This window comes from Streptomyces sp. NPDC001507, assembly GCF_042894765.1.
Taxonomy (GTDB): Bacteria; Actinomycetota; Actinomycetes; order Streptomycetales; family Streptomycetaceae; genus Streptomyces.
Genome location: NZ_JBIAVV010000015.1, coordinates 36,387 through 61,809, shown reverse-complemented (window position 1 = coordinate 61,809; position 25,423 = coordinate 36,387). Strand labels below are relative to the sequence as shown.

The 25,423-nt window shown below is 71.5% G+C and carries 17 protein-coding genes and 2 pseudogenes; 13 read left to right on the top strand and 6 right to left on the bottom strand.

Annotated elements, in window-relative coordinates:
- Nucleotides 1-20: 20 nt before the first annotated feature.
- Together ACFY0K_RS39810 and ACFY0K_RS39805 are read right to left on the bottom strand one after the other, a co-directional pair.
- On the bottom strand, nt 21-1,067 hold the full coding sequence (locus ACFY0K_RS39810; RefSeq protein WP_390643964.1) for a zinc-binding dehydrogenase: 1,047 nt from the start codon (nt 1,065-1,067) through the stop codon (nt 21-23).
- 160 nt (nt 1,068-1,227) lie between these two features.
- Complete coding sequence (locus ACFY0K_RS39805; protein WP_390643963.1) at nt 1,228-4,449, bottom strand: bifunctional cytochrome P450/NADPH--P450 reductase; 3,222 nt, start codon at nt 4,447-4,449, stop codon at nt 1,228-1,230.
- 245 nt (nt 4,450-4,694) lie between these two features.
- Between ACFY0K_RS39805 and ACFY0K_RS39800 the strand changes: the two genes are divergently transcribed.
- From ACFY0K_RS39800 to ACFY0K_RS39755, 10 genes and pseudogenes are all read left to right on the top strand, one after another.
- Nucleotides 4,695-5,315: a TetR/AcrR family transcriptional regulator gene (locus tag ACFY0K_RS39800; protein ID WP_390643962.1), complete on the top strand. Its 621-nt coding sequence runs from the start codon at nt 4,695-4,697 to the stop codon at nt 5,313-5,315.
- A 669-nt stretch (nt 5,316-5,984) separates the two neighbouring features.
- Nucleotides 5,985-6,203: a ferredoxin gene (locus ACFY0K_RS39795; RefSeq protein ID WP_390643961.1), complete on the top strand. Its 219-nt coding sequence runs from the start codon at nt 5,985-5,987 to the stop codon at nt 6,201-6,203.
- Nucleotides 6,200-7,603, top strand: coding sequence for an NAD(P)/FAD-dependent oxidoreductase (locus tag ACFY0K_RS39790; RefSeq protein ID WP_390643960.1), 1,404 nt, complete (start codon nt 6,200-6,202; stop codon nt 7,601-7,603). Before ACFY0K_RS39795 ends, ACFY0K_RS39790 begins: the two co-directional genes overlap by 4 nt.
- Before the next feature lie 62 nt (nt 7,604-7,665).
- Complete coding sequence (locus tag ACFY0K_RS39785; RefSeq protein WP_390643959.1) at nt 7,666-8,946, top strand: cytochrome P450; 1,281 nt, start codon at nt 7,666-7,668, stop codon at nt 8,944-8,946.
- A 25-nt stretch (nt 8,947-8,971) separates the two neighbouring features.
- Nucleotides 8,972-10,015 (top strand): NAD(P)-dependent alcohol dehydrogenase, encoded by a 1,044-nt coding sequence (locus ACFY0K_RS39780; protein ID WP_390643958.1) that lies wholly within the window; start codon nt 8,972-8,974, stop codon nt 10,013-10,015.
- A gap of 201 nt (nt 10,016-10,216) precedes the next feature.
- Nucleotides 10,217-10,894, top strand: coding sequence for an HdeD family acid-resistance protein (locus ACFY0K_RS39775; RefSeq protein WP_390643957.1), 678 nt, complete (start codon nt 10,217-10,219; stop codon nt 10,892-10,894).
- Nucleotides 10,895-11,223: 329 nt separating this feature from the next.
- Complete coding sequence (locus ACFY0K_RS39770) at nt 11,224-12,120, top strand: diacylglycerol/lipid kinase family protein (protein WP_390643956.1); 897 nt, start codon at nt 11,224-11,226, stop codon at nt 12,118-12,120.
- Nucleotides 12,121-12,236: 116 nt separating this feature from the next.
- Nucleotides 12,237-13,970 (top strand): annotated as a pseudogene (locus ACFY0K_RS39765) (PAS domain-containing protein); the annotation flags it as partial.
- A gap of 85 nt (nt 13,971-14,055) precedes the next feature.
- Nucleotides 14,056-14,895, top strand: coding sequence for a SpoIIE family protein phosphatase (locus tag ACFY0K_RS39760; RefSeq protein ID WP_390643955.1), 840 nt, complete (start codon nt 14,056-14,058; stop codon nt 14,893-14,895).
- Between the two features lie 184 nt (nt 14,896-15,079).
- Nucleotides 15,080-17,401: a SpoIIE family protein phosphatase gene (locus ACFY0K_RS39755; protein WP_390643954.1), complete on the top strand. Its 2,322-nt coding sequence runs from the start codon at nt 15,080-15,082 to the stop codon at nt 17,399-17,401.
- Between the two features lie 41 nt (nt 17,402-17,442).
- Here the strand turns inward: ACFY0K_RS39755 and ACFY0K_RS39750 are convergent, their stop codons facing one another.
- Nucleotides 17,443-18,096 carry a class I SAM-dependent methyltransferase gene (locus ACFY0K_RS39750; protein ID WP_390643953.1) on the bottom strand — a complete coding sequence of 218 codons (654 nt, stop codon included), beginning with the start codon at nt 18,094-18,096 and terminating at the stop codon, nt 17,443-17,445.
- A gap of 220 nt (nt 18,097-18,316) precedes the next feature.
- On the opposite strand from ACFY0K_RS39750, the gene ACFY0K_RS39745 reads away from it, so the two are divergent.
- Nucleotides 18,317-18,715: a nuclear transport factor 2 family protein gene (locus ACFY0K_RS39745; protein ID WP_390643952.1), complete on the top strand. Its 399-nt coding sequence runs from the start codon at nt 18,317-18,319 to the stop codon at nt 18,713-18,715.
- Between the two features lie 105 nt (nt 18,716-18,820).
- Here the strand turns inward: ACFY0K_RS39745 and ACFY0K_RS39740 are convergent.
- Nucleotides 18,821-19,120 (bottom strand): annotated as a pseudogene (locus tag ACFY0K_RS39740) (SDR family oxidoreductase); the annotation flags it as partial.
- A gap of 53 nt (nt 19,121-19,173) precedes the next feature.
- Here ACFY0K_RS39740 and ACFY0K_RS39735 point away from each other — a divergent pair.
- Nucleotides 19,174-19,572 (top strand): VOC family protein, encoded by a 399-nt coding sequence (locus ACFY0K_RS39735; RefSeq protein ID WP_390643951.1) that lies wholly within the window; start codon nt 19,174-19,176, stop codon nt 19,570-19,572.
- A 101-nt stretch (nt 19,573-19,673) separates the two neighbouring features.
- On the opposite strand, the gene ACFY0K_RS39730 is transcribed toward ACFY0K_RS39735, so the two are convergent.
- On the bottom strand, nt 19,674-20,960 hold the full coding sequence (locus ACFY0K_RS39730; RefSeq protein ID WP_390643950.1) for a prolyl oligopeptidase family serine peptidase: 1,287 nt from the start codon (nt 20,958-20,960) through the stop codon (nt 19,674-19,676).
- Nucleotides 20,961-21,203: 243 nt separating this feature from the next.
- Between ACFY0K_RS39730 and ACFY0K_RS39725 the strand changes: the two genes are divergently transcribed.
- On the top strand, nt 21,204-22,448 hold the full coding sequence (locus ACFY0K_RS39725) for a serine hydrolase domain-containing protein (protein ID WP_390643949.1): 1,245 nt from the start codon (nt 21,204-21,206) through the stop codon (nt 22,446-22,448).
- A gap of 1 nt (nt 22,449) precedes the next feature.
- Here the strand turns inward: ACFY0K_RS39725 and ACFY0K_RS39720 are convergent, their stop codons facing one another.
- A complete protein-coding gene (locus ACFY0K_RS39720) occupies nt 22,450-25,221 on the bottom strand; it encodes an ATP-binding protein (RefSeq protein WP_390643948.1) in 2,772 nt (923 codons plus the stop codon).
- Nucleotides 25,222-25,423 lie beyond the last annotated feature (202 nt).

Genomic DNA, 25,423 nt, shown 5'->3' with positions numbered 1-25,423 from the left:
CGTGGTCCTGCTGACGGGCGTCAGGGGACGAGGATGAGGCGGATCGGGTCGCCGATCTTGTTCTCGAGACGGCTGACCGCGTCGGCCGCGTCGATGAGCGGGATGTGGTCCGTGATGGACGGGGCCAGGTCGAGGCGGCCGGCCGCGCTCAGCCGCACCAGCTCCGCGACGGACTCGGGAGAGCCGCCGTAGTGGCCGCGCACCTGCTTCTGCAGGTAGTTGAAGGTCAGGCCCTCGGTGATGGTGAGCGGCCTGGGCGTGATTCCCACCAGGATGAGGGAGCCGCCCGGACCGAGCACGGAGGCGGCCTGCTCACGGACGGCCGGCACGCCGGCGCAGTCGAAGGCGAAGTCCAGCCCCCGACCGTCGGTGGCCGCGCGGACCTGGTCGGCGAAGTCGGGGGCGGCCGGGTCCAGGGCGAAGTCCGCGCCGAAGGCGAGGGCGCGCTCGCGGGCGCTCGGCAGCGGATCGACGGCGATGATCGGTGCGGCACCGACCAGCCGGGCGAGGCGCACGTTGTGCGCGCCGACTCCCCCCACGCCCCACACACCGACGGACTGGGCGGGACGAACACCGGCGGTGCCGACGACGGCGGCGTAGGGGGTGGAGACCGCGTCGGGGATGATCGCGGCCTGGTCGAAGGGCAGGCTGTCCGGGATGGGGACGAGGGTGTCCTCGCGGGCGACGACGTACTCGGCCCAGCCGCCGTCGTAGTCGATTCCGGCGGTCAGCATCCGGCTGCAGGGACGGTGGCGCACGCATCCGGCGCACCTGCCGCAGGTCTTGCCGGCCTCCAGGGTGACGCGGGTGCCGACGGGCAGGCCGCGCTTGAGGGCGGGGCCGAGCGTGTGGACCACACCGGAGACCTCGTGGCCGACGGTGACCGTGTCGGAGGCGGCGAACAGGGGGACGAGGGAGCCGTCGATCAGGTGGACGTCCGACAGGCAGACGCCCGCGGCCTTCACCTCGATGAGGACCTCGCCCGGGCCGGGTACCGGGACGGGGACCTCTTCCACGGCGAACTTCTTGCTGTCCAGGTGGAAGCGTCCGGCGAGCATGGTGTCCATGAGGATCTGCTTTCGGTGAGCGGCACCGGCCGCCGGCTGTGGGGCGGGTGCCATGTGGTGTCCGGATGGCTGGTGGTGGCCGGGAGGCGTACGGCCGGCAGCGGGGGTGCCGCACGCCTCCCGGCGGCTGGGGGGCACACGCCTCGGCGGCGTGCGACGGTCAGGCGAAGACGTCCTGCTGGTAGCGCTCGTCCGCCTCCAGCTGGGCGAGCCACCGCTGGGCGGCCTCGTCGTCGCTGCCGGTCTTCTGGCGGTGGATGGCGGCGAGTGCCTCGCGGACGGCGGGTGCCATGCGGCGGCCGTCGCCGCAGACGTAGACGTACGCGCCGTCCTCGAGGGCCTGCCACACCGTGTCCGCCGCCCGGGCGATCGCGTTCTGCACGAAGCGCGCCGGGTGGCCGGTCACCGCGGAGAAGGCGGTGTGCACCTGGGCGATCCCGGCCCGCTCCCAGTCCTGCATCTCCTGGCGGTAGAAGTAGTCGTGCTCCGGGTGGCGGCAGCCGACGAAGACCTGCGACAGGCCGACCTGCGTGCCGTGCCCGTGCTGCCAGGCCCGCTCCTCCAGGAAGCCGCGCAGCGGCGCGATGCCGGTGCCGGGGCCGATGAGGATCAGCGGCGTGGCGGGGTCGGCGGGCGGGGCGAACGTCGGGGAGGGGACGCGGACGTAGCCGTACACGACGTCTCCGGGTTCCAGGGCCGCGATGTAGGAGGAGCAGGTGCCGCGGTACTGGCCGTCACCGGACAGCGCCGGGCCCTCCAGCAGGCCGACGGTCAGGCGCACATGGCGCGGGTTGGCCGACGGGGCGGAGGAGATGGAGTAGAAACGCGGGCGGATCGGGCCCGTCATCTCCAGGAAGTCCGCCAGCGGCAGCTCGACCGCCTCGAAGCGCTCCAGCAGGCCCAGCACCGAGACCCGCTTGCCGAGGATCTCCTTGCTGTAGCGCTCCTCGGCCTCCTGCGTGTCCGCGGTGTACGCCTGGAGCTGCGGCCGGGTCCACGGGCACTGGGTGTGCTCGGCCAGGGCCTGGATCTGGGAGCGGGTCGCCACGTCCTGCAGTTCCAGGAAGTCGGTGAGCAGGATGCCGGCGGTGACCGGGGTGCCGACCGGCAGGTGGGTGCGGCCGCCGGCGGGCTGGTCGAGCCGGAGCACCTGGTCGTGGTCGACGCCGAGTCGCCTCAGCGCGCGGTTCACCAGGGCGGGCTCGTTCCTGGCGAAGACGGCCAGGTGGTTGCCGGTGTCGTAGGTGACGCCGTCGGGCAGCTCGAAGGTGACGGACTTCGCGGACGGGCGCGGTGGCTCGATGGCGAAGTCCCACAGGCCGGTCGCGTCGGCCACGAGCTCTTCGTTGGCGACCACGGTGAGCGGGTACGCCTGCTCGGAGACGATGGCGGGGCGCACGTCGGACTCGGTGAGCAGCTGGACCTGGTAGCGCGGGCCGCTCGCCCGGGAGGTGTCGGCGGCGTACTCCTCGGCCAGAGTGGCCCACAGGTTGTCCGTCCACCGCGTGGCCATGCCGTCGAAGTCACCGGCGGCGTCCGCGGTGCCGCGCTCGACGATGGGGGTGGCGCCGGCGGCCAGCAGACCTTCCTCGATCCGCTTGGGGAAGGCCTGGTAGGTGGCCACCCACTGGGTGTTGCCTGCGCCCAGCAGCGCGAACCGCACGTTCGACAGCGAACCGTCCGGCAGCCCGGCGGCCAGCAGGTCGTCGAAGCGCTGCGCGTTGTCCGGGGCCTTGCCGTTGTAGCTGGCGGCCACGACGACGAGCAGGCCCTCGGTGGGCAGGTTGTCGCCCAGCTCGTCCAGGCTCACCAGCGTCGTGCCGAACCCGGAGCGCTCACCGCGGTCGGCGAGGGCGCGCGCCAGGTCCTCGCAGGAGCCGAGGCTGGAGCCGTAGGCGACGGTGAGGTCCACACCGACACCGCTGACCGCTGTCTGCGCCCGCGTGTCGCCGGTCTGCAGGTCCGCGGCGCCGAAGACGGTCCGCTGGTGCTCCTGACGACGGCGGACGATCAGCTCGAAGTTGCCGGGCTTGCGCGTCAGCGCCTCCCGTACGTCCATCTTGTAGTCGCCGGTGTCGGCGAACCGGAACTTCTGCAGCACCAGCGCAAGCGCCAGGCGGGCCTCGGTGAGCGCGAACTGCCGGCCGATGCAGGCACGCACACCGTTGCCGAACGGCTTGTAGGCGTGCGGGTGCTGCGCGGCGCGGTTCTCCGGCAGCCACCGGTCGATGTCGAACTCCTCCGGCCGTTCCCACGCCTTGGGGTGGGAGTGCAGAGCGCCCATGAGGAGGTTGGCCCTGGTGCCCTTCCGCAGCGCGTACCGGTCGCCGATGACGGTGTCGTCGAGAGGCGCCTTGGAGATCATCGGGATGGGAGCCCACAGGCGCAGGGTCTCCTCCAGGATCCGCGGGATCACGTCCAGCTGCATGATCGTGTCGTAGTCCGGGATCGTGTCGCCGGGCATCAGCCGGTCGACCTCGGCGTACGCCTGGGCCAGCACATGGGGGTTGCGCATCAGCGAGTACGTCGCGAACGACAGCAGGCCGCTGGTGGTCTCGTGACCGGCGATCAGGAACGTCACCACCTGGTCGCGGACGTTGTCGTCCGCCAGCAGCATGCCGGTCTCCGGGTCGGTGGCCTCCAGCATCAGGCCCAGCAGGTCCTCCTCACCGGTGCCCTTCCCCTCGCGGCGCTCCTTGATCACGGTCTCGACCAGGTTCTGCATCAGCCGGATGTTGTCGCGGTACTTCCTGTCGTCCGCCTTGCGGAGCTTCGTCATCACCGGCAGCTCCTGCGAGCGCCGAAGCGACTCCACCAGCGCACCCAGCAGCGCGTTGAGGAACGGGTGCAGTTCTTCCTCGGCGAAGGAGTCGAACCGGTAGCCGAACCCCGACAGGGCGATGGTGTCGAGGGTGAGCCGGGTGTAGTCGTCGGTGATGTTGACCGGCCGGCCCTCCCGGCATTCCCACTTGCCGACCAGGTTCTGGGCGATCTCCAGCATCTGCCCGAAGTAGTTCCTCATGGCCCGCTGGCTGAAGGCCGGCAGCAGGATCCGGTGGGCCATGGCCCATTCCTCTTCGTGCTGGTGCGCCGTGAACAGGCCCGCCCCCGTGAAGTCCCGCACGTGGCTCAGCGGCGTCTTCTCGATCTGCTTGAAGAACCGCGTCTCGTCGCACACCTCGGCCACCAGGTCCGGGTCGTAGACGAAGACCTGCTCGATGCCGGCGATGTCCATGCCGTAGATGCCCTCGGGGAACTGCTTGGACAGTTCGTTGAAGTACTCCACCGGGTTGGTGTCGGGGATCTGCGGTGTGTGGCCGAGCAGGGGGATCCCGCGCGGGGACCGGATGGGGCGAAGGTCGTTCGCGGAGTGCGTGGTCATGGCTGGCTCCTCTGCGTGGAGGGGATGGGCAAGGGCGCGCTGCGCAGGTCGATGCCATGGCGCCGGACAGAAACATACGTCGTATGGAATTAGAACCGTACGGCGTATGGAAATCTGGCGCAACCCCGTGACGTGCAGGCCGGTGCCGTGATTCAAGTCATTTCCATACGGCGTACGAAACTGGTACCGTACGTGGTATGGAAAAACCGGTGAGGCGTCCCCCACGGGGAACCAGGAAGAGAGACGTGCCTCTGACCGAGGCCGGGATCTACGCTGCCGCCCTGCGGCTCGTCGACGCGGACGGCGTCGAGGCGCTCACCATGCGCAAACTCGCCGCCGAGCTCGACGCGAACCCGATGTCGCTCTACCACCACGTGCCCAACAAGGAAGCCGTGCTGCGCGGCGTGACGAGAATGGTCGGATCCCAGTTCCGCACCGTGACACTCGAGAACGCCCCTTGGCAGGAGCGCATGCGCCTGCTCGCCACGGACTTCCGGACCCTGGCGCACCGTCACCCCGAGCTGCTGGCCTACTCGTTCAGCCACCAGCCGGACTTCATCCAGCCCGACGACCCGTTCTGGACCGCGCTCACCGCCATCGTGGCCGCTGCCGGGGTGCCGCACCCGGAGGTTTCGGAGACGGCCGCTCTCATCGTCGCCGTCGTCATCGGCGTCCTCGCCGCCGAACTCAACGGCTCGCTCCAGCAGTGGGCCAGCCTCGAGCCGCCCGGTGCCGCTGCCGACGCGGACGAGGCCACGGACGCAGACGCGGACCGGTCAGGTCCTGATCGGGACCACATGTTCCGGCTGGTGATCGACACACTCATCACGGGACTGGAGGGCCGACTCGCCGCCGGCCGCCGTTGAGTCCGCGGCCGGGGCGGTGGGGGCCGAGGCGGTACGACGGGTCGCGGGTGCCGGGCGGTACCGGCACATCGCACGACGAGTGGCGGTCGGCCGGCCGCCGGGGACGTCGGCCGTCGGTCACCGCGTTCGTCCCTGCCACCGGCGGAATCGGGCCGAGGGGAACGGCATCGGTCCCACGGGCCTCGACCGTCGCCCGTCTCACCGGTCGTCGCGGCTCAGGTCGTCGTGGTCCCTGCCCCGGTGTCCCTAGCCCTCCCGGAAGTGGCCGTCACGGCAGAAGAGACCGTCGCAGTCGTGCCGGGGTGAGTCGGTGTCGTGGTCCCGGGTGCCGGCCGTGCACCTGGGTGCGGCAGAAGCGGTGCCACCGGCGCCGTGCAGCCCACCCGAGGTGACCAGCGCGGATCTTGCGGCACTGGATACGCCCTGAGGCGGCTTGCTCGCAGTGGCGGGTTTGCGATCGCCGGAAGGCGGGATGACCATTCTCTTAGGGCAGGGGCGACCAGGGCCCACCCTGATGCCGACGCCGTCGACGTATCGCGCTCTGCCGGCTGTGCCGCGCACGGCCGAGCGGGCGTCACCGTAAAGTCCGCGGCGCAGCGAACAGGGCCGAACGGCCTGCCCGGGTCGATGGCCGCCGTGGGCGGGAGGCAGAACGGAAGGAGTCTGCCCATGCGCATCGTCGTGGACCTGAATCGCTGCCAGGGATATGCGCAGTGCGTGTATCTGGCGCACGAGGTCTTCAGGTTGAACGGTCAGGAGGCGCTGACCTATGAGCCGAACCCCGACGACGGGAGGCGCCTTCAGGTCGAGCGGGCGGCTGCGGCGTGCCCGGTGCAGGCGATCGCGATCGATCGGCTGGACGGGGCCGAGGGGGGCGAGACGTCATGACGCTGCGGGCGACGGTCGCGGAGCTGGTGCGCGAGTTCCGGGCCGGCGGCCGGATCGTCATCGTGGGTGCTTCACTGGCCGGGCTGCGGGCCGCGGAGGCGCTGCGCGAGGAGGGCTTCACCGGTTCTCTGACCATCATCGGGGACGAGCCGTACGAGCCCTACGACCGTCCCCCGCTGTCCAAGCAGGTACTCAAAGGCTGGGTGCCGGCCGACCACACCAAGCTGCCCCGCATGCGAGAAGTGGATGCGGACTGGCGGCTCGGGGTGGCCGCCACCGGGCTGGACCGGGTCACCAAGCAGGTGCGCCTGGCCGACGGCGAGCAGGTCCCGTACGACCGGTTGCTGATCGCCACGGGCACCCGCGCGCGACAGTGGCCGAACCCGGACGAGGCCGCCCTGGAGGGCGTCTGCACGATTCGCTCCCGGGACGACGCCGCCCGGCTGCAGAAGGCGCTGGCCGAGTCGCCGTCGCGGGTCCTGGTCATCGGCGCCGGGTTCATCGGCTCGGAAGTGGCCTCCGTCTGCCGCGAGCTGGGCATCCCGGTGACCGTCGTCGAGCGGGGTGCGGCGCCGCTGGTCGGTGCGCTCGGCGGGGTCATCGGGGAGATCGCCGCGCAGATGCAGCGCGATCACGGCGTGGATTTGCGCTGCGGCCTGGGCGTGTCGGCGCTGGAAGGTGACTCCGGAGGGCATGTGCGGCGTGCGCGGCTGTCCGACGGCGCCGTCGTCGACGCCGACGTGGTGGTGGCCTCGCTCGGGTCGATCCGCAACGTGGAATGGCTGGCGGGCTCGGGGCTGGCCGCCGGTTTCTGGGGCGTCGGGTGCGACGCGGGCGGCCGTGCCTTCGACATCAACGGCGTGGTCACCGACAGCGTCTTCGTGGCCGGCGACGTGGCACGCGCGCCGCATGTGCTGTACGAGTACCAGTTCCTGGCGATGGAGCACTGGGACAACGCCGTGCTGGGCGCCGAGGTCGCGGCCCACAACATGGTCAACCTGGAGCCCCACTACCACCCGCATCTGCTGCTGCCCGGCTTCTGGTCCGGTCAGTTCGGCGTCAACATCAAGTCCGTCGGTGTGCCGCCTTTCGGTGACGAGATCGTCATCACGCAGGGGTCCGTCGCCGATCGCCGCTTCGCCGCGGCCTACGGTCACCGGGGGCGCATCGTCGCGGCCGTGACCTTCGATCACGGCAAGTGGCTGGAGTACTACGGGAAGCTGATCGAACGGTCCGGTCCGTTCCCGCCTCCGCCGCCCGGCTGGGACCAGCCGCCCGACACGAAGCCGGTGCCGGCGGAGTTCCCGGACCCGAGGGTCCCGACGGCGATCCCGGACGTCGTTCTGACCGGCCACGCCCCGAGCGAGCGCACGGCCGAGTTCCGGCCGCGGCACCACTGACCCGGCCCGCCGGGTCACGTGCGCGGGCTGACAGCACCGACAGGAAGAAGGAGGGGAGCCTCGTGGTCGAGGAAACCCCCTGGCAGCAGGCCCTCCGTTATGCCAACCGCGCCGATCCGTACCCCTTCTACGAGGAACTGCGCAAGGAACCGGTCGCGCGGCAGCCGGACGGCACCTATGTCGTCAGCACCTACCGGGAGATCGTCGCGCTGCTGCACGACCCCCGGGTCAGTTCGGACCCGCGCAAGCGTCCCGGCCCGGCCGCGGCCTTGGAAGAGGGCTCGGCGGAGGGCTCGGCGGATCCGGCGGCCGAACCGATCAGGGCGGTGCTGACCGAGCCGAACATCATCACCTGTGATCCCCCCGAGCACGACCGGGACCGCCGGCTGATGATGCCGCACTTCGTCGGCCCGCCCCACGCGCCTCACCTGATCACCGACCTGCAGCCCGACATCCGCCGCATCGTCGACGGACTGCTGGACGACATGAGGGGCAAGAACCGGATCGACGCCGTCGACGACTTCGCCTACCCCCTGCCGGTCACGGTGATCTGCAAGGTGCTGGGCGTGCCGCTGGAGGACGAGCCGCGCTTCCACCACTGGGTCGAAACGGCCCTGGACGCCCTGGACTTCGGTCCCGAGGCCGGCTCCGAGGAGATCCAGAGCCGACAGGCCGGGGGACGGCGGGCCGTGCAGGAATTCGGGCAGTTCGCAGCCGATCTGCTCGACCGGTACGCGCGGGAGCCCGGCCCCGGCATGCTCTCGGCCATGGTGCACGACGACAGCCCGGAAGGACCGATGTCCAAGGGCGTCCTCACGAGCAACGCCCTGCTCCTGATCTTCGCGGGACACGAAACCACGGTCAATCTCATCGCCCACAGCGTGCTCACCCTGCTGCGGCACCCCGACGCGCTGGAAAAGCTGCGCCGCAGGCCCGAGCTGATCGTGCCCGCGGTGGAGGAACTGCTGCGCTTCGAGTCGTCGGTCCAGTTCTGGCACACCCGATCCGCCGTGGAGGACATCGACATCGCCGGCACCACCATCCCGAAGGGGGCGCCGATCTTCCTGGCCTACGGCTCGGCGAACCGCGACCCGGAGCGGTTCGCCGACCCCGACGAACTCGATCTCGAGCGTCGCGACAACCAGCACCTCGGGTTCAGTCAGGGCATCCACTTCTGCTTCGGCGCTCCGCTCGCGCGGCTCGAGGTCCAGGTCGCGGTGGGCGAGTTCGTCCGCCGGGTGCAGAACCCCCGGCTGGTCGAGGACCCGCCGCCGTACCGGCACAACCAGATCTTCCGCGGCCCGCGCCACGTCCTCGTCGACGTCGACGGCATCCGCGACTGACCAGTGCGTGCCTGAGGGGATCGCTGTGCGAGCTTTTCAACTCGTCGACTGGCGGCAGCCGCCCGAGCTGCGCGAGGTGCCGGTACCCGAGCCCGGACCGGGGCAGATCCTGCTCAAGGTCGCGGGTGCCGGTGCCTGCCACTCCGATCTGCACATCATGCAGTCCCCCGCACCGCTGCCCGGCTTTTCGAACCCGCCCTTCACGCTCGGCCATGAGAACGCGGGATGGGTGGAACGGCTGGGGCCGGGCGTCAGCGGAGTCCAGCCTGGAGACCCGGTGATCGTCTACGGCTCCTGGGGCTGCGGCAGCTGCGCCAACTGCCGTCAGGGCCAGGAGAACTACTGCCAGAACCTCCGTGGTCAGGGACCGGGCCTGGGCGGTGGTCACGACGGCGGCATGGCCGAGTACCTGCTGGTCCCGGCGGCACGCTACCTGATTCCGCTCGGCGCCCTCGATCCCCGCCAGGCCGCCCCGCTCAGCGACGCCGGACTGACCAGCTATCACGCCGTCAAACGGTCGCTGCACCTGCTGGGACCTGGCTCGACCGCCGTCGTGATCGGGGCGGGCGGCCTGGGCCAGATGACCATCCAGATCCTGCGCGCGCTCAGCGCGGCGACCACCGTCGTCGCCGTGGACACCGACGCCGGCAAGCTGGAGACCGCCAAGCGCATGGGCGCCGACGAGGCCCTGCTCTCGGGCGACGAGGCGATCACCCGCATCCAGGACATGACGGCGCGGCAGGGCGCCCAGCTCGTGCTGGACATGGTCGGCGCGGACCCGACCCTGCGGATGGCTGCGCAGGTGGCCAGGGTGCTCGGCCACCTGACCATCGTCGGCCTCGGCGGCGGAGCCCTGCCCGTCGACTTCTCCAGCCCCCCGCACGAGTGCTCGGTCGCCTCCCCCTACTGGGGCTCCCTCACCGAACTGATGGAAGTGATCACCCTCGCCCAGCAGGGCAAAATCAGGATGCTGGTCGAGCACTTCCCCCTGCAACGCGCCAACGAGGCATACCAGCTCCTGCACGACGGCAGGATCCAAGGACGCGCCGTCATCACCCCTCATGCGTGAATGCCGTCGTCAACCCGAACGGACCACCACGACGGGGCCTGGACCACCGGCAACGTGCGGTCCTGCGGAGACGCACCTCGGCTCCCGGAACACCTCAGCGCCACGGCTCCCTGTCCTCTCCGGCGAGCGACATGCGGCCGATCGGGTGACGATGGACATGTAGTGACGTGACCACGCTGCTCACAGAAGGAGGTAGGTGCCATGACATCTCCTTCGGATTCCACCGGTTCCGTTCCGCCACGTGGCACCGAGCCACGAGAGGGTCCAGCGGCCGAAGGCATCGCCGCCCTGGCGAACGCGGGCTGGCAGATCCTGCTCACCATGGGCCTCGCCACCGTCGCCCTGGGCGTGATCGCCCTGGTCTGGCCGGGCGAGACGCTGCGCGTCGTCGGCATTCTCTTCGGTGTCTACCTGCTGGCCACCGGTGTCTTCCAACTCGCCGCAGCCTTCGGCACCCACGTCGCCCGGCATCTTCGCGTACTCCACTTCATCACCGGCGCGGCCTCCGTCCTGTTGGGACTGGTCTGCTTCCGGGGCCCCCTGGAGTCGATCTTTCTGCTCGCCCTGTGGATCGGCTTCAGCTGGCTGCTTCGGGGCACCTTGGAGACGGTCGCGGCGGCCTCCGACGAGACGATGCCGGCGCGCGGCTGGCACGTGGCCTTCGGCATCATCGGCACCATGGCCGGCATCGTGATGATCGTCATGCCGTTCGCCTCCGTCGCGACCCTCACGCTCGTGGTGGGCGTCATGGCCATCGTCGTCGGCCTGACCGAAGTCGTCCGTGCCATCAGGACACGCGTCGAGATCGGCCATCTGGCTGCCGGCGCGGTCCCCCAGCGGCGTTCCCTGTTCCACGCTCGTCCGCACCCTCAGCACTGACCGGCGGAGCCGGATCGTGAGCGCGCTTGCGTGGCTCGTGCCTGGCACCGCCGTGTCCCAAGGTGCGGATCCCCAGGCCGAGCCGCAAGCGGAGGCCGTAGGCCGTAGGCCGTAACTGTCGAAGGAAGTGTCATGGTGGCGGTGACCGCCGGCGCAATCGCGGGACCGTCGGCCAGGTGGGGGACGGAGCCCTCGGCGGCGGCCGTGAACGCGGCAGGCCCGCTGTCGCCGGTGAGATGCGCTCGGCTGGTGCATGCGGCTTCCGGGCGCGCGCCGTGAGCGAGAACGCGCCGCGGCCGACGACCGGCGCGCGGCGGCCCTTTCTGATCGTGAATCCACGTTCGGGGGGAGGGAAGGCGAGCCGGTTCGGGATCGCGGAACGCGCCCGCGCGCTCGGAGCCCAGGTGTTCCTGATCGATCATTCCCTGACCCAGGACCTGGCGACGATCGCCCGACGCGCGGTGGACGAGGGTGCGGATCTGCTGGGCGTGGCCGGCGGAGACGGTACACAGGCGCTCGTCGCCGAGGTGGCCGCGGACAGCGCTCTGCCCTTTCTGGTCATTCCGGCGGGTACCCGCAACCACTTCGCCATGGATCTCGGCCTGGACCGTGAGGACCCTTCGGCCGCGCTGGAGGCCCTCACGGACGGCGTCGAGCTGTGGGTGGATCTGGGATACGCAGGCGAGCGGGCGTTCGTCAACAACGTCTCGTTCGGTGCCTATGCCGCCCTGGTGCAGGACCCGGCTTATCGGGACGACAAGCTCGGCACGGCGGTGCGCATCCTTCCGGAGTTCCTGGCCCGCCACGAGGGCCCCGAGCTGGTGGTCCGCACCGGGCTGCTCACCGTTGACGGGCCGGATGCCGTGCTGGTGAGCAACAACCCCTACCAAGTGGACGACCCGGCCGGGCCGGGCAGACGGGCGCGCCTCGACTCGGGTCTCCTGGGAGTACTGGCCGTCAGGGCGGAGACACCCGCCGAGACGGCCACGAGGCTGCGCAGCGGGCAACCGCACGGCTTCACCCGCCTCGCCACGCCCGACGACGTCGTCGTCCACGCCGACGTCCCGGCCCTCCCCGCCGGGCTGGACGGCGAAGCCGTCGGCCTGCCTACTCCCGTGCGGTGCCGCATCAGTCCTCGGGCACTGCGGGTGTGGGTCCCCCGACGTGGTCGCGGCGCCGGGCCCGCCGGACGACCGCCGGGCCGGACCGTCCGGCGGGGGGTCTGAGCCTCGGGCGAGCCGTTCCCGGCCGCCACACCGAGTTCCCCCCGGACCGCTCGGCGCCCGTCTCGCCGACCGCCGAAGCCCCGTGAACTGCAGTCAGCGGTTCTGATTATTTAGTCATGTATGAGGGTCTTGACGTCCAAGCCATTACATCTGATGATTTCATCAGAAGTGGACATATCGCTCTAATCCTGACACATACCGCACCGTGTGCCGCTCACCGGGACATCGCCGTTCACCACGGCTGCACACAGGGCCGCACGGCCGAAGCGCCGATGTCTCCTACCTCCGCACCGATGGGACGGACCGCGATGACCGACACTGATCACACCCTCCTCGCCGAGCAGGTGAGCCCCCGCGAGATGCCCGACGCCGCGATAGCGATGCTCGATGCCGAGGGCACCGTGGTGGGGTGGACGCATGCCGCCCAGCAGCTCGTCGGCTACCCGGCCGGGGAGGTGGTGGGCCGGTCCGCCGCACACGTGCTGCCGCCTCCCGAGGACGCCCGGAGGGCTTCGGCGTTCGCCGAGCAGTGCCGTGCGCGGGGTGGCTGGTCCGGCACCGCGGCGATACGCCACCGCGACGGCCACACGCTCCGGATGACGCTGCGGGTCTCGCTGCTGCGGGGGCAGGACGCCGGCACCCGGTGGCTGGTGTCCGTGACCGACATAGGCTCCCTGTCCTCGGGGGCAACCAGCAGCGGACCGGTGAGGGAGTCGCTCCTTGCCCGTGCGCCGATCGGCATCGTCGTCTATGACCCGCAGTTGCGCTGTGTGTGGGTGAACGACGCCATGGAGCGTCACGACGGCGTTCCTCGTCACCGACGCTTCGGGCGCGGTCTGAAGGGCTCGCTGCCCGCCGTCGAGGCCGAAGCGCTCGAAGTGGTGATGCGGCAGGTTCTGGAGAGCGGCACCACCACGGTGCACGAGTACCGTGCGTGGCCGTCTGCGGACCGGCCCCGTGAGCACGCGTTCTCGGCCTCGTTCTTCTGCCTCCAGGGCGCTGACGGCACGCCACTGGGCGTGTGCTCCATGACCGTGGACGTCACCGGGAACCGGCGGGCGCGGGAGCGCCTCGCCATCCTCAGCGAGGCCGGCACGCACATCGGAAGCACCCTCGACGTGATGAGGACCGGGCAGGAACTGGCAGAGCTCGCGGTGCCCCTGCTGGCCGACCACGCCCTCGTCGATCTGGTGGAGTCGGTTCCGTTCATCGTCGAGCCGTCGGCACGGACCGGTCCGACCAGCGGCCGCCCGCAGCTGCTGCGCCGCGCCGGTCTGGCCTCCGTCGACCTGGGTCTCCTGGAGTTGCCGTGGGTGCGCGAAGAGGTGGTCCACCCCCACCCGGAGTCTCCGTTCGCCGCCGCCATTCGCACGGGCCGGTCGTACCTGGAGCCGGTGCTGGACACCCGTGCGGGCCCCTGGGTCGACCACGATCCGGTGCGGGCGCAGAAGGTACGCGACAGCGGCGTCCACTCCCTGATGGTCGTCCCCATCCGCGCGCGGCGCTGCGTCCTGGGACTGGCGCTGTTCGGCCGCTCTCTGGAACAGACGCCGTTCCAGGAGGACGACCTGCTCCTCGCCGAGGAACTGGTCACCCGGGCCGCGCTGTGCCTGGACAACGCGCTGCAGTACGCGCGCGAGCGCACCGCCGCCCTCACTCTGCAACGCGACCTGCTCCCTCATGGGGTGCGGGGCGGTGCTGCCGTCGAGGTCGCCTCGCGTTATGTGCCGGCCGACATGGACCACGGCGTGGGGGGTGACTGGTTCGACGTGATCGAACTGTCCGGCGCCCGGGTCGCGCTCGTCGTCGGCGACGTGGTGGGACACGGCATCAATGCCGCGGCGACCATGGGCAGGCTGCGCACCGCCGTGCGCACGCTCGCGGACCTCGACCTGCCCCCCCGACGAACTGCTGGCGCACCTCGACGACACGGTCGTGCGACTGAACGACGACGACGCCGACGTTTCCGACCCGGTGCCCGCAGTAGTGGGTGCCACCTGTCTGTACGCCGTCTACGACCCGGTCACCCGACGGTGCACGATGGCGCGGGCCGGGCATCCCCCGCCCCTGATCGTCGACGCGCAGGGCAAGGTCACCGTTCCCGACCTGCCCGCGGGAGCCCCGCTCGGACTCGGTCTCGGCCTCGTGCCGTTCGAGTCCGTGGAACTGGAACTGGCCGAGGGAAGTGTCCTCGCCTTCTTCTCCGACGGTCTGGTGGAGTCCCGCGACGAGGACATCGACGTCGGCCTGCGGCGCCTGGGTGCCGCCCTGGCACAGCCCGGTGCCTCCCTGGAGGACCTGTGCTCGCGGGCGATGAGGACCTTGCCGACTCAGACAGCGGCCGACGACGTCACCTTGCTCCTTGCGCGCACGCGCGCACTGCAACCCGTCCAGGTCGCCTCCTGGGACCTGCCGAAGGAACTCGTCACCGTCCCGACAGCCCGGCGCCTGGCCGCCCGTCAGCTCAGAGAGTGGGGGCTGGAGCCGCTCGTGACGCCCGTGGAGTCGATCGTCAGCGAACTGGTCGCCAACGCGATCCGCCACGGAGACGGCCCGAGCCGCCTACGGCTCATCCAGCACCGGGTGCTGACATGCGAAGTCTCCGACACCAGCACCGGGCAGCCACGCCCACGCCATCCCCGCACGCTCGACGAGCGCGGCCGTGGCCTCTACCTGGTCGCGCGGCTGTCGCGCAGGTGGGGCTCCCGCTCGGCAGCGGACGGCAAGGTCGTCTGGGCCGAACAGGACCTGCCATCCGCAGCCGGCGCTCTCTGAGCGCCGGCAGCCGCACCAGGATCCCCCTCGCCCATAGCCGCGGACCCTCGTATTGGAACCGGAATACATGGACGTATCACATATGGAAGACGCCTGCCCGGCAGCCACCTCCCGAGGGGGGATGAGTATCTGCGGCGCCGGCCAGTGCGGCCGACCGCCCGCCTTCGACGGTCCGGCCGCAGCCGTGCTCGACGCTCGAGGCACCGTGGTGGGGTGGACCGGCACGGCACAGGAGCTGACCGGGTTCTGCGCCGACGAGGTCCACGGCCGCCCCGTGCAGGAGCTCGTGGCCGATCCACCGCACGACCCGCTCGCGGCCGCACAGGTGCCGGCGACCGGCCGGGTACGGCTGCGTCACCGGTGCGGCACCACGATCGACGTCGCGTTCCGGACCACGCGGGTGAGCGGCTCGGCGGACTTCCTCGTGCTCGCGACCCCCGTCCCTCACCTCGTCGACCACCAGCACGGCGCTGCGCTCCTGCGCGCCCTGTACGCACAGAACCGGATCACGCTCGCTCTGCACGACACGGAGCTCACCACCGTGCAGACGAACGCCACGCCGAACGCGCTCGAAGGCCGTCCCGTGCAGCCGGGAACCCGGCTGGCCGACGTGCTGCGCGCCGAGGACGCCGAGAGCATCGAGGCGGTCCTGCGCCACGTCCTCGAAACAGGCGTCCCGGTGCTCGGCAGGAACATGCACGTGAGTTGGCGGCACCATCCGGTACCACGACACGCGCTGTCGCTGTCCGCGTTCCGACTGCAGGACGCCCGAGGACGTCCCGCGGGGGTCGCAGCCCTCTACACGGACGACACCGACCAACTGCGTGCCCGTCGGCAGCTGGACCTTTCCCGTGAGGTCGCCGAACGCGTGGGAGGCTCCCTGGACGTCGTGCGGACCGCGCAGGAGCTCGCGGACGTCCTCCTGCCGGCCTTCGGGGACTGCGCCGCGGTAGACCTCGCGCAGGCGGTCCTCGACGGTGACGAACCCGTCGCACGGCTGGGCGGAGGAGACCTGCATCTGAGCAACGCGGCCCTGGCGCCGGCCACCGCGGTCTGGCCGCCCGGTATCCGGCGCGGCAACCCCGTCCCACCCCTGACCGACCACCCCCTGCTGCGCCGCTTCCAGCACGGCGAGACGGTCGTCTACAGCCGGGACGACTTCATCACCCTGCTCGGGGGCCCGCAGCCGGCCGGGCAACTCCTCCCGCACGACACCCGCGCGGTGATGGTGGCACCGCTGCACGCCCGCGGTCTCACCCTCGGCGCGATCGTGGTCTGGCGCACCGGCCCGTCCGAACCGTTCACCGCCGACGAGGTCGACCTCATGAGGCAGATCGCCTCACGGGGAGCACTCGCCATCGACAACGCCCGCCGCCACATGCGCGAGCACAGAGCGGCCATGGCCCTGCAGCAAAGACTCCTTCCGCCGGCCACGACCGACACGCCGGCAGCCGAGACCGCCGGCACCTACCTGCCCACAGGCCGTGGAGCCGGCACCAGGGGTGACTGGTACGACGCCATACCGCTGCCCTCGCTCCGCCTGGCCCTCGTCGCCGGAGACGTGATCGGCCACGGTATCCCCGCCAGTGCCACCATGGGCCGTCTGCGCGCCGCCATCCAGACCCTCGCCGACCTGGAACTGGAGCCGGACGAGTTGCTCACCCGGATCGCCGACCTGGTTCAGCGCCTCGCGGCGGAGGCACCGCCAGGCGACCACGACGTCATGGGCGCCACCTGCCTGTACGCGGTCTACGACCCGGTCACACGACGCTGCGCCATGGCCAGTGCCGGGCACCCGCCGCCCGTGCTCGTACGGCCCGACGGACGGGCCGAAGGCGTCGACATCATGCCGGGGCCACCCCTCGCGGTCTGCGGCATGCCGTACGAGACAACCACCATCGACCTCGAACCGGGCAGCGTCCTCGCGCTCTACACCGACGGCCTGGTCCACCAAGGCGCGCACGACCGCGGCGACGGGCTTCAGCTGCTGACCGATGCGCTCGCCACCTCCTGCCGTCCGGACCGCGCTCTGGACGTAACCGGCAGGGCCATCCTCGCCAAGCTGGTGGACGAGGCGCCGCGTGACGACGCGACCCTGCTGCTTGCACGTACCCGCGCCGTACCGGCCAAGGACACCGCTCGCCGGCAGATACCGGCTGATCCGGCCGCCGTCTCGGGCGCGCGGGCATGGGCGGCCCGCCAACTCACCGCGTGGGGGTTGGACGACCTTCTCTTTCCCACCGAACTCATCGTCAGCGAACTGGTCACCAACGCGATCCGCTACGGTCGTCCGCCGGCCGAGCTGCGGCTGATCCGCCACCACGTTCTGGTCTGCGAGGTCACCGACTCCAGCAGCGCCGGGCCCCGTCTGCGCCGCGCACGCACCACCGACGAGGGTGGACGCGGCCTGTTCCTCGTCGCCCAGCTCGCCGAGCGCTGGGGCTGCCGCCACGGCCAGAACCACAAGACCATCTGGTCCGAACAGCCCATCGCGCCCGCTCACTGATCACGCCCTGCGGCCATCACACGTGGGCCGTTGCGGACCGCTCATGCCGCGGTGGGCTTGCGGGTGAGTATCTGGATTGCCGTTGATTCATGCCCGTTCATGGTGGCCACCGTGATGGTCCGGGTGGCGAGGGGCTCGAACCCGGCCAGCAGGGTGGTGAGCCACTCGCGGGAGTGATGGCGGCAGATGGCGCCGTCGGCGGTTTGGAACACGCCGTAGGCGCCGTGCTGATGGGCACAGCGGCGGTAGCGGGCGCGGTTGCGTTCGTCGTCCTGCAGCAGCAGGTCGCTGATGTAGAGGATCCCGCCGGGCTTCAGGACACGGTTCAGCTCGGCGATCAACCGGCGTTGGGCTTCGTCGCCGGGGACGCAGGTCAGGACGGCGAAGAGCAGGACCGCGTCGAAGCCCGCGTCCGGGTAGGGCGAGTGCGGTGGTGCCTCCAGGGCCGCGAAGCGCATGGAGGGATGCAGGCGGCGGGCCCGCTTGATCATCTCCGGCGAGATGTCGGCGCCCGTGAGGCCGTCGAAGCCGAGCTGTGCGAGCTCCTCCACGACGCGGCCGTAGCCGCATCCGTAGTCGAGGATCGCCGCGTGCCTGCCGAGCCCGTCGAGCCAGGGCACATGGAGCGGGTGGGTGAACGTCTTCGTGGCCGCCGCGGCATCCCAGTAGGGAACCTGGCTGTCGAAGCCGGACATCGAGGGTGCCTCCCTGCGGGGTACGGCGGAAGCCTCAACCACTTGACTGGCGACGGGCCGCCCCGCGGGCTGGGCAGCGTGCCCGGCGGATCACCCGTACGGGGCTGTTCCGACTACTTTCAATTCGAGACCACCATCGAGGGGAGCACCTTCCGTGTGCTCCAGCACACGGCCCACCTCGCCGCCCCGCCCGCCGCAGCCTGATCAGGAGAACATCACCATGGCAGACACAGCACAAGCGACGGCCGTGCCCGGCTGGGTCCTGAAGTTCATGGACGCCATCGACACCCTGGAGTTCGCTGAGGGCTTCGCGCCCCTGACCGAGGACACGGACATGTTCTTCGGCACCGCGCACATCCACGGCGTCGAGGCCATCAAGGAATTCTTCGTCAAGATCGACGCGCCACTGAACATCAGCCACGAGGTCGTGGAGTTCTGGACCGCGGGCGACGGAGTGCGCCTGCTGCGCGGCGAAGCGACCATGGCCAGGAAGTCCCAACCGGACCAGGTGGTGCGCGCCCCGTTCATGCACATCTTCTACCTCGACCAGGAAGAACCGGTTCGCATCCGGACACTGCGCATCACCGCCGGGCCGCTGGAGACAGACGCGGTGATGTGACGCCACGCACCGACGGCTGTAGGCGGCGGATCCGTCCCAGGCCTGGGTGAGGCAGGGGCGAGCCCGTCGGTGGCGTTCAGCAGGCGCACCGCGAACCCGCAGCATCGTGCCCGCGGTGTAAGCAGACTCATCCGAGGCGAGGTACACGGCCGCCTTCGCCAACTCCGTGGCGGTTCCCAGGCGGTGGAGAGGCACGGTCCGCCGGAGATCCTCGTAGAGGGCGGCCTGGCGTTCGAGGCCGAGGGGGGCGAACGCGTTGGTGACGGTCGGACCCGGGCTCAGCCCGTTGACGCGGATGCCCCGGTTCTTCAGCTCGTAGGTCAGCCCACGCGTGTAGGAGAGCAGCCCCGCCTTGGCCGCGCAACGTTCGCAACCTGGGGCGAATACAGGACCAATTCTGTCCACTATCTCTTCTAACCTGCGACGTATCCACCCCGGCGCAGCCCAAGGAGATTCCCATGGATTTCATCTCGATCCGCATCATCACCGGCGACGTAGCGCGCCTCGTCGAGTTCTACGAGCGCGCCACAGGGGCGCAGGCGACGTGGGCCAACGAAGACTTCGCCGAACTCAAGACCGCGGGCGCCACCCTCGCGATCGGCAGCACCCGCACCGTCCCGCTGTTCGCCCCGGGTTCTGCCCGCCCGGCGGACAACCACAGCGTGATCACCGAGTTCCTCGTCGACGACGTGGACAGCGTCTACGACAGACTGACCGGCTTCGTCACCGACTTCGTCACCAAGCCCACCACGATGCCCTGGGGCAACCGTGCGCTGCTCTTCCGTGACCCCGACGGCAACCTCGTCAACTTCTTCACCCCCGTCACCCCGGCGGCCATCGAAAAGTTCGCACGCTGACGCCACGCACAGCCGCTCGCGGGAGAGCCCTGAGGTACAAGGCCCTAAGGAGGGGCACGACGCGTGACGTCCGAGCCGAGGGCGTCGGGTTGGCGCGAGGGTCAGGAGCTGTGGCCTGGCAGGAAGCCGGTGATGCGGCTCATCGTCTTCTCGGTGGACCAGGGCTTCGAGGCGCTGTCGGGTGCGGAGGCGCCCGGCGAGGTGCTGGACGCGGCGCCCGGCGAGGAACCGGTGAGGCCCGCGACGCTGAGGTCCCCGTGGCCGGCTCCGGTGAGCACCACGCGTTCGGCGTCGACGCCCTTCTTCCTGAGGGCGGTGAAGAGGTTCAGCGTCTGGCTGGGGGAGACCAACGGGTCGGCCGTGCCGTGCATCAGGAGGAAGGGCGGTGTCGCGGAGGTGATGTGGGTGGCCGGGTCGGCGGCGGCCACCTGGCCGGTGTACTGCGCGACGGACCTGGTGGTTCCGGGGCCGTAGACCCACTGCGCGGCGGCGTTGCCCGCGGCGTAGTTGAAGTCCTTGGCGGCCTGGTCGTAGTCGGCGGCCAGCCGGGAGAGGTCGGCGGGGCCGAACTCGTCCACGACACCCTGTACCGCGCTGCTCCGGTCGAGGTGGTCGCCGACGTCGTACGCCTTGTCGCCGCTGGTGACGCCGGTCATGGCGGCCAGGTATCCGCCCGCCGACTGGCCCCACACGAAGACGCGGTCGGTGTCGATGCCATAGGTGTCGGCGTTTGCCCGCAGGTACCGGATGGCGGACTTCACGTCGGCGAGGGCGTCCTTGTAGGTGGCGCCGCCGGTCGTGGTGCGGTACTGGACACTGGCGACCACGTAGCCCTGGTCGGCGACGTACGTGCGCTGGTCCAGGTTGCCGGTGCGGTCCGCCAGCACCCAGCCGCCGCCGGTGACATAGACGACCAGGGGCTTCTTGCCCGAGGTCTTCGGCACCTGGATGTCCAGCTTCAGGTCGGTCCTGACGCCGTGCGTGGTGGGTGAGGAGTAGGTGATGTCGTCGGTGGTGGTGACCGCCGACGTGTCACAGGTGATCGCCGGGCCGGCCGGGTCGATGACCGTGCTGGTGCTGTTGTCGGTCTTCTTGATCGTCGTTGCCTGGACGAGTTTCGTGGTACCGCCCCCCGGCTGTCCCGACGTCGTGCCGCCGCCCTGGCCCGCTCCCGCTCCCGCCGCGGAGGACGTGGATGTCGGGCAGGCGGAGGCCGAAGCCGATGCCGGCGTGGGGGACGAGGCGGCCGAGGAGCCGTCGTTCCCGCAGCCGGCCAGACCGGCTCCGGCCATGAGGGCGACCACCGCCAGGGCGGCGGTCCGCCCCGGGCGCCGTGGCCGCCGCCGCTCTCCCCGGCCGTGGTCCGCGGTCACATCGTGTCCATGCATCGTGCCTTCTCCCGCCGGTCGGCGATCTCGAATGGCGAATGATACGGAGATTGAATCTCCGTTTCGCCGTGCGCTCACCGTAGCATGAAGTGGAGAAGCTTTCTCCGGTTCGGTGCCCCTGCTCGGCAGGGGGGTTACGTACACCCCTCATCCGGTGGGAGGTCCCATCCCCCCGCGCTCCCCGTTCCGGTTGGCTGGTGGTCGTCACCGACCGGGACACCAGAAGCAACGGGGGATTCGAACATGCAGATGCCGTCGTCGAAGAGGGCCGCGGCCGCCCTGCCCGCCGCAGCGCTGCTCGCCCTGGCCTCACCCATGACCGCGACCGCCCGATCCGCCGGACACCACCCGGCCGCGCCGCACCCCTACGGCGTGGCCGCCCTCCGGCAGGACCTCGCGGCCGTACGGCAGGCCGGGGGAGGAGACGTGAACGTGCTCGCCAGGGTCGACCGGGCGGACGGGCCGCCGCTCATGGCGCGCATCGGCACCCGGGCCGCCGGCTCCTCGCAACCGGTCCCGTGGAACGCGCACTTCCGCGTCGCGAGCACGACGAAGACGTTCACGGCCACCGTGGTCCTCCAACTCGCCGCGGAGAAGCGGTTGTCGCTGGACGACACCGTCGAGCACTGGCTGCCGGGGGTGGTCGACGGCAACGGCAACGACGGCAGCCGCATCACCGTCCGCGACCTGCTCCGCCAGACCAGCGGCCTGTACGACTACGTCGACGACCCCGAGATCCAGGACCGGCTGATCAACCACTTCGACGAGGACCGCTACGACACCACCCCGGCCGCCGACCTGGTGGCGGTGGCGATGAGGCACCGGCCGCTGTTCGTGCCGCGGCCCGGCGGGGCCACCCGGTGGGCGTACTCCAACACCAACTACCTGGTCGCCGGAATGATCGCCGAGAAGGCCGGCGGCGCGAGCTGGCAGGACCTGGTCGCGCACCGGGTGATCGCGAAGCTGGGACTGCGGAACACCTCCGTCCCCGGACTCGACCCGTATCTGCCGGAGCCCTACGTGCGTGCGTACCTGACCACCGCGGACGGCGGGCGCCTCGACGTCACCGAGCACAGCTTCCAGCACACCGCCGACTCCGGCGTGGTGAGCACCGCCGCCGACCTGAACACCTTCTTCCGCGCCCTGGCCGGTGGCCGGCTGCTCCCCGCCGGGCAGTGGCGCGAGATGCGGCAGACCGTCGAGCGGACCGACGACCCGGAGGACGTCGCCGAGGTGCCCGCGGGCACCTACGGCCTCGGGCTGCGCAGGATCCCGCTCTCCTGCGGCGGTTACTACTACACCCACGAGGGCGACGGGGCGGGCGTCAACACCCGCCCCGCGGTGAGCGCCGACGGCAGGCGCGCGGTGACCGTCTCCCTCACCACCACGACCGCGCCCCCGGACCTCGCCGTCCTCAACCGCGCCACGGGCGCACTCATCGACGACGCCCTGTGCGACCGGCCCTCCGCGGGTTCCCGGAAGCGGTAGGTCAGCCCTGGTCCTCCTGCGTGAGGGCGTCCCGGAGCTGGGCCCTGGCCGTGATGCCGAGCTTGGGGAAGATCTTGTGCAGGTGGTAGCCGACCGTACGGGGGGAGAGGTAGAGGCGGGCCGCGATGTCGCGGTTGGTCAGGCCCTGGGCGGCCAGTTCGGCGATCTGGCGTTCCTGCGGGGTGAGTTCACCGACGGGGGCAGGGCCGGTCGCCGCGCCGGCCGCCCGGAGCTCCGCCGTCGCGCGCTCGGTCCACGGGCGGGCGTCCAGGCGCTGGAAGCACTCCAGGGCCGCGCTCAGGTGCGGGCGGCCCTCGGCGCTGCGCCGGCGCCGGCGCAGCCACTCACCGAAGTCGAGATGGGCGAGGGCCTTCTCGAACGGCCAGCAGTCGGTGGCCGGGTCGTCGAGGGCGGCGCGGAAGTGCTGTTCGGCGTCGTCGGTGTCGGTCAGCAGGGCGGTGGCCCGGTGCAGTACGGCGGCCAGCCGCGGGGACGGGTCGGGTTTCAGGTCCTGCCGCACGGCGTCGGCCACCGTGCGCGCGTCGTCCGCCCGCCCCGCGCGCACCGCCGCGGCCGCCAGGTCGCCCAGGTAGTAGAGCGAGGCGTGGTAGTGGACGGGGGCCGGCCGGAAGTCCCGGGTGAAGGTCGCCCGCAACTGCTCGTAGGCGTCCGCGTGGTCGCCGGCGGCGAACGCCGCCATGCCCATGGCGTGCCGGTGGCGGACCTGAAGACTGAGCGACCTGCGCAGGTCCACCCCCCGTACGGCCAGCGCCGCCTCGGACCTGGCGGCCGCGGGGTCGCCCCGGAGCGCGCGCAGGGTGGCCCGCAGGAGGCCGGAGCCCACGGTCACGTTGTCCGCCCCCGCCTCCGTCGCCATCCAGAACGCCTCGTGCGCCGCGTCCTCGGCCGCCGCCCACGAGCCGTTCTCGAACAGGGCGAGGGCGAGCGCCTGGGTCACGGTCGCGTTGGTGCCCGCGCTGCCGGCCCGCCGCAGGAGGTCCATGGTCAGTCCGAGGACGCGGACGGCCTGCTCGGTCTCGTCCAGGATCCAGGTCGCGCCGCCCAGCGCCGTGAGGTTGCCGAGCGACTCCTCCCGCGCCAGGGCGGTCAGCCCCGCCGCCAGGTGCCGTGCCAGCAGCGGCCGTTCGTGAACGGGGTCGACGACCGCCAGGGTCCAGAGGCGGCCGGCCGGGTCGTCGTCCCCGTCGATCAGGTTGCTGATCCGCTCCAGTTCGGCGCGATGACGGGGCGCGCCGGAGTTGTAGACGGAGGTGGCGGCGGTGCTCAGCGCGCCGAGTGCCAGGTCCGGAGCCGAGGCGGCGGTGGCCTCGGCGACCCCCAACAGAAGTGCCAGCGCGTCCTCGTGACGGAGGGTCACCCCGAGGGCCCAGCCGCCCAGCAGCGAGGCCTCGGCACGCAGTCGCGGATCCCCGGTCAGCCCGCCGACCCGGCCGCTCAGCTCGCCGACCCACTGCGGATGACCGGCGAACATCGCCGCCTGCGCGGCCGCCAGCAGGCGCCGGGCCCGCAGGTCGGGCGCCGGGGTCAGCTCCGCGGCGCGTTCCAGCGCGGTCGCGGCCGCCGCGTAGCCGCCCCGGCCCCGGGCCCGCTCGGCGGTCTCCGCCAGGGCGTCGGCGACCTCCGCGTCCTGGCCCGTCGCCGCGGCGGCCAGCTGCCAGGCCCGGCGGTCCGGCTCCCCGGCCAGCGCGGCGGCGAGGGCGAGATGGGCCTGCCGGCGCTCCTGGAAGGAGGCCGCGTGGTAGACGGCCGAGCGCACCAGCGGGTGCCGCGGCAGCACCGCGCCGTCCGCCACCCGCACCAGCCCGGCCCGCTCCGCGGGGTCCAGCGCCGCCACGACGTCCAGCCCGGGGGCGGCCCGCATGAGGTCCGTCAGCCGGGCCGGGCCGGCCGCGGCCACCAGGAGCAGGGCCGCCCGGGTGGGCTCGGGCAGGCCGGGCAGGTCGGCGGCGAACAGGTTCTCCAGGCGCGCGGTGAGCGGCAGCGTGGCGCCCCCGGCCCCGCCGGCCCCCGTGTCCCCGGTCCGGCCCCGGGCCAGCGCGCGGGGCAGCTCGATCAGGGCCAGCGGGTTGCCGCCCGCCTGCCGGAGGATCTCGGCCCGTGCCTTGCCGCGCGGCGGATCCGGCTGCGCGTCCAGCAACTGCCCGGCCGCGGAACGGCTCAGCGGGCCCAGCGTGATCTGCGGGAAGGCCCGGTCGAAGCGGGCCGGTACGCCGTTCTCGCGGGCGGCGAGCAGCAGCACCACCGGCCTGCCCTCCAGCCGCCGGGCGAGGAAGGCCAGGACGTCCACCGAGCCGAGGTCCAGCCACTGGGCGTCGTCCACCAGCAGGAGCAGCGGCCGGCGCGCGGCGGCCTCGGTGATGAGCCCGAGCACGCCGACGCACAGGGACAGCTGATCGAGTTTCAGCTGGTACTCCGCCGCCTCCGGCCCGAAGGCGCGGTCCAGCACCTCCCGGTGCGCCGCGGGCAGACCCTCGCCGGGCAGCAGCGGATGCAGCAGCTGGTGCACGCCCGACAGACCGAGACCCGCCTCGCCCTCGCTGCCGCGTACCCGCAGGATCCCGAGGCCCCGGTCCCGGCCCCGCTCGGCCGCCCGGTCCACGAGGGTGCTCTTGCCCGCCCCCGGCTCCCCGGTCAGCACCAGCACCTGCGAGCCGCCGCCGTCCACCGCCTCCAGCAGCCGGTCGATACGGCCCAGCTCGGCGGCCCGGCCCAGGATGTCCTGGTCAAAGGGGTGGTCGGTACCGGCGTGCATGAACCGTCCTTGTCATCGAGGTCGCCGAGGCGCTGGTACGGCAATCCTGCCAGCGGCCGGCGGCAGGGCGGGAACCACGGGCTCGCGCGCACCGGCCGGACGCGGACGCCGATGACTGGTCAGGTGACAGAAGCGCGCCTGCCCGCTCTCCGCGACGATGGCTCCGGCCAGGGAGAACGCGCACCATCCGGGGAGTACGTGC

Excerpts from the sequence above, each read along its gene's own strand:
- ACFY0K_RS39795 (WP_390643961.1), top strand. The coding sequence starts at position 5,985 with ATGCGCATCGTCGTGGACCTGAATCGCTGCCAGGGATATGCGCAGTGC.
- ACFY0K_RS39790 (WP_390643960.1), top strand. The coding sequence starts at position 6,200 with ATGACGCTGCGGGCGACGGTCGCGGAGCTGGTGCGCGAGTTCCGGGCC.
- ACFY0K_RS39720 (WP_390643948.1), bottom strand. The coding sequence starts at position 25,221 with ATGCACGCCGGTACCGACCACCCCTTTGACCAGGACATCCTGGGCCGG.
- ACFY0K_RS39735 (WP_390643951.1), top strand. The coding sequence starts at position 19,174 with ATGGATTTCATCTCGATCCGCATCATCACCGGCGACGTAGCGCGCCTC.
- ACFY0K_RS39750 (WP_390643953.1), bottom strand. The coding sequence starts at position 18,096 with ATGTCCGGCTTCGACAGCCAGGTTCCCTACTGGGATGCCGCGGCGGCC.
- ACFY0K_RS39775 (WP_390643957.1), top strand. The coding sequence starts at position 10,217 with ATGACATCTCCTTCGGATTCCACCGGTTCCGTTCCGCCACGTGGCACC.
- ACFY0K_RS39730 (WP_390643950.1), bottom strand. The coding sequence starts at position 20,960 with ATGCATGGACACGATGTGACCGCGGACCACGGCCGGGGAGAGCGGCGG.
- ACFY0K_RS39745 (WP_390643952.1), top strand. The coding sequence starts at position 18,317 with ATGGCAGACACAGCACAAGCGACGGCCGTGCCCGGCTGGGTCCTGAAG.
- ACFY0K_RS39810 (WP_390643964.1), bottom strand. The coding sequence starts at position 1,067 with ATGGACACCATGCTCGCCGGACGCTTCCACCTGGACAGCAAGAAGTTC.
- ACFY0K_RS39805 (WP_390643963.1), bottom strand. The coding sequence starts at position 4,449 with ATGACCACGCACTCCGCGAACGACCTTCGCCCCATCCGGTCCCCGCGC.
- ACFY0K_RS39725 (WP_390643949.1), top strand. The coding sequence starts at position 21,204 with ATGCAGATGCCGTCGTCGAAGAGGGCCGCGGCCGCCCTGCCCGCCGCA.